The 2,813-nt window shown below is 69.7% G+C and carries 3 protein-coding genes and 1 pseudogene; 1 reads left to right on the top strand and 3 read right to left on the bottom strand.

What is annotated here, in order from left to right:
* Positions 1–194: pseudogene (locus tag AB7U92_RS25255) on the top strand (serine/threonine-protein phosphatase); the annotation flags it as partial.
* 6 nt (positions 195–200) lie between these two features.
* On the opposite strand, the gene AB7U92_RS25260 reads toward AB7U92_RS25255, so the two are convergent.
* From AB7U92_RS25260 to AB7U92_RS25270, 3 genes are all read right to left on the bottom strand, one after another.
* The gene (locus AB7U92_RS25260; protein ID WP_428583323.1) at positions 201–785 is read right to left on the bottom strand and encodes a hypothetical protein; all 585 of its coding nucleotides are present in this window, start codon (positions 783–785) and stop codon (positions 201–203) included.
* On the bottom strand, positions 782–1,879 hold the full coding sequence (gene zapE, locus AB7U92_RS25265) for a cell division protein ZapE (RefSeq protein WP_428583325.1): 1,098 nt from the start codon (positions 1,877–1,879) through the stop codon (positions 782–784). Before zapE ends, AB7U92_RS25260 begins: the two co-directional genes overlap by 4 nt.
* Positions 1,880–1,892: 13 nt before the next feature.
* A partial coding sequence (locus tag AB7U92_RS25270; RefSeq protein ID WP_428583327.1) for an FAD-dependent oxidoreductase occupies positions 1,893–2,813 on the bottom strand: 921 nt, incomplete at its 5' end.

Raw genomic sequence — 2,813 nt, forward strand, 5'->3', positions numbered from 1 at the left:
AGATCGGCGACACCATGCTGGCCTGCAGCGACGGTCTGTGGCATTACTTCACCCCGCGCGAGCTCGGTGCCATCGTGCACGCCCTGCCGCCGCGCGAGGCCAGCGAGATGCTGGTCAACAAGGCACGCCAGCGCGCCCGCGGCGGCGGCGACAACCTGTCGCTCGCACTGATCCGCGTCGATCCGCTGTCCTGAGGCGCCTCAGCGCGCTGCCGGGTCGGGCAGGGGCGAGCCGGCCTTGCCCTTCGACCCACGCTCGGCGCTGCGCCGCTCGGCCTCTTTCCGATGCAGCTGCGCGTCGCGCTGGCGCGCTTCGAACCGGGTCCGCTTGCGCTGCTCGCGCGCGGCGGCGCCGGCGTCGCTGGCCGCCGCCGAGGCCGGCCGTGCCGCCGCGGCGGGCTGGCGCGATGGCGTCCTGAGCTGAAGCGGCGCCGGGTCACGCTGGGCGCGCGGCAAGGCCGCACGCTCCTGCTCTGCACGCCGCTTCTCCTCGATTGCCGCCAGCCGCGCCGCGGCCCGCTGCTTGCGCTGCGCCTCGTCGAGCACGCCTTCCTGCCGGCGCAGCTGCAGCAGGGCCTGGCGATGCTCGGCACGTGCCTCCTCGACGCAGCTCGTGACCGCGAAACGCTGGGCGCACTCGCGCTGGCGCTGTTCGAAGCGTGCCTGCGCCTCGGCACGCTCGCGGGAGATGCGCGCCCGTTCGGAGGCATCGTCGGCCTGCGCCGGCGCAAGCAGGGCCAGCGGCATGACGGCCAGTCCGAGGGCCCGCAACATCCGCTGCTTCATGTCAGTGACGTGTCCACCGTGCGCCGCTCCAGCGCGAGGAACTCGGCCGATTGCATCTCGGCCAGACGCGACACCGTGCGCGGGAACTCGTGCGCCAGCGGCCCTTCGGTGTAAAGCTGCTCCGGCGGCACCTCGGCCGACAGGATCAGCTTGCAGCGCCGGTCGTAGAGCACGTCGACCAGCCAGGTGAATCGCCGCGCCTCGGAAGCCATGCGCAACGGCATGTACGGCACGTTCGACAGCAGCACGGTGTGGAACTGCGAGGCGATCTCGAGGTAGTCGTTCTGCGAGCGTGGCCCGCCGCACAGCACCTTGAAGTCGAACCACACCACGCCGCCGGCGCGGCGGCGGGCGCGCAGCTCGCGGTGCTCGATGCGCAGCACCGGGTCCTCGTCACGCGCTTCGGCCAGTTGCACGAAGGCCGTTTCCATGGCGGCATCAGCCTCGGGCCCCAGCGGGCAGTGGTAGAGCTGGACCTGCTCGAGCGTGCGCTGGCGGTAGTCGGTGCCGTTGTCGACGTTGACCACCTCCAGCTTCGCCTTCAGCAGCGCGATCGCCGGCAGGATGCGGTCGCGGTGCAGACCGTTCGGGTACAGCTCGTCGGGGTGGAAGTTGGACGTGGTCACGATGCTCACGCGGTGCTCGAACATCGATTCGAGCAGACGGTGCAGGATCATCGCGTCGGTCACGTCGGCGACGTGGAACTCGTCGAAGCAGATCAGCCGGTGGCGCCGCGCGATGCGCGCACCGAGCTCATGCAGCGGGTTGACGGTGCCCTTGAGCTCCTGCAGCTCGCGGTGCACCTCGCGCATGAACTCGTGGAAGTGCAGCCGCGTCTTGCGCGTCAGCGGCACGGCGTTGAAGAAGCAGTCCATCAGGAAGCTCTTGCCGCGGCCGACGCCGCCGTACATGTACACGCCGCGCGGCAGCGGCGGGTGCCTCAGCAGCTTCGTGATGGCGTTGCTTCGCCGGGCCTTGTAGTCGGCCCATTCGTTCTCGCAGCGCTCGAGCGCGGCCACCGCGCGCAGCTGCGCGGGGTCGGCCGCGTAGCCGCGCTCGGCGAGCGTCTGCTCGTACAGCTGGCGGACGCCCATGCTCGGTCGGCGCTCAGAGGTTCAGCGTGCGCTTGTCGACCGCGAGCGCGGCTTCCTTGGTGGCTTCCGACAGTGACGGGTGGGCGTGGCAGATGCGCGCGATGTCCTCGGCGCTGGCCCTGAACTCCATCGCCACCACCGCTTCCGAGATGAGCTCGGAGGCGAAAGGCCCGACGATGTGCACACCGAGGATCTCGTCGGTGACCGCATCGGCGAGGAACTTCACGAAACCGGTGGTGTCGCCCAGTGCGCGCGCGCGACCGTTGGCCATGAAGGGGAAGCTGCCGGACTTGTAGGCGCGCCCGCTGGCCTTGAGCTGCTGCTCGGTCTGGCCGACCCAGGCGATCTCCGGGCTGGTGTAGATCACCCACGGGATGGTGTTGAAGTTGACGTGGCCATGCTGGCCGGCAATGCGCTCTGCCACCGCAACGCCCTCTTCCTCCGCCTTGTGCGCGAGCATCGGGCCGCGCACCACGTCGCCCACGGCCCACACGCCAGGCAGGTTGGTACGGCACTCGTCGTCGACGACGATCGCTCCGCGCTCGTCGAGCTTCAAGCCAACGCCTTCCGCATTCAGGCCGGTGGTGTTGGGTACGCGGCCGATCGAGACGATCAGCCTGTCGACCACCAGCGTCTGCGCCTGCCCCTTGGCATCGGCGTAGGCCACGGTCACGCCCTTCTTGTCCGCCTTGACCGACTCGATCTTCACGCCCAGTTCGATCTTCAGGCCCTGCTTGGTGAACGCCTTGTGCGCCTCCTTGGCGACCTGCTCGTCGACTGCACCGAGGAACACTGGCAGGGCCTCGAGCACGGTGACGTCCGCACCCAGGCGGCGCCAGACCGAACCCATCTCCAGTCCGATCACGCCCGATCCGATCACGCCCAGCGCCTTCGGCACCGCGCCGATGCGCAGCGCACCGTCATTGCTGAGGAT

The organism is Piscinibacter sp. (assembly GCF_050175855.1).
GTDB lineage: Bacteria > Pseudomonadota > Gammaproteobacteria > Burkholderiales > Burkholderiaceae_C > Piscinibacter.

Excerpts from the sequence above, each read along its gene's own strand:
- AB7U92_RS25260 (WP_428583323.1), bottom strand. The coding sequence starts at position 785 with ATGAAGCAGCGGATGTTGCGGGCCCTCGGACTGGCCGTCATGCCGCTG.
- zapE (WP_428583325.1), bottom strand. The coding sequence starts at position 1,879 with ATGGGCGTCCGCCAGCTGTACGAGCAGACGCTCGCCGAGCGCGGCTAC.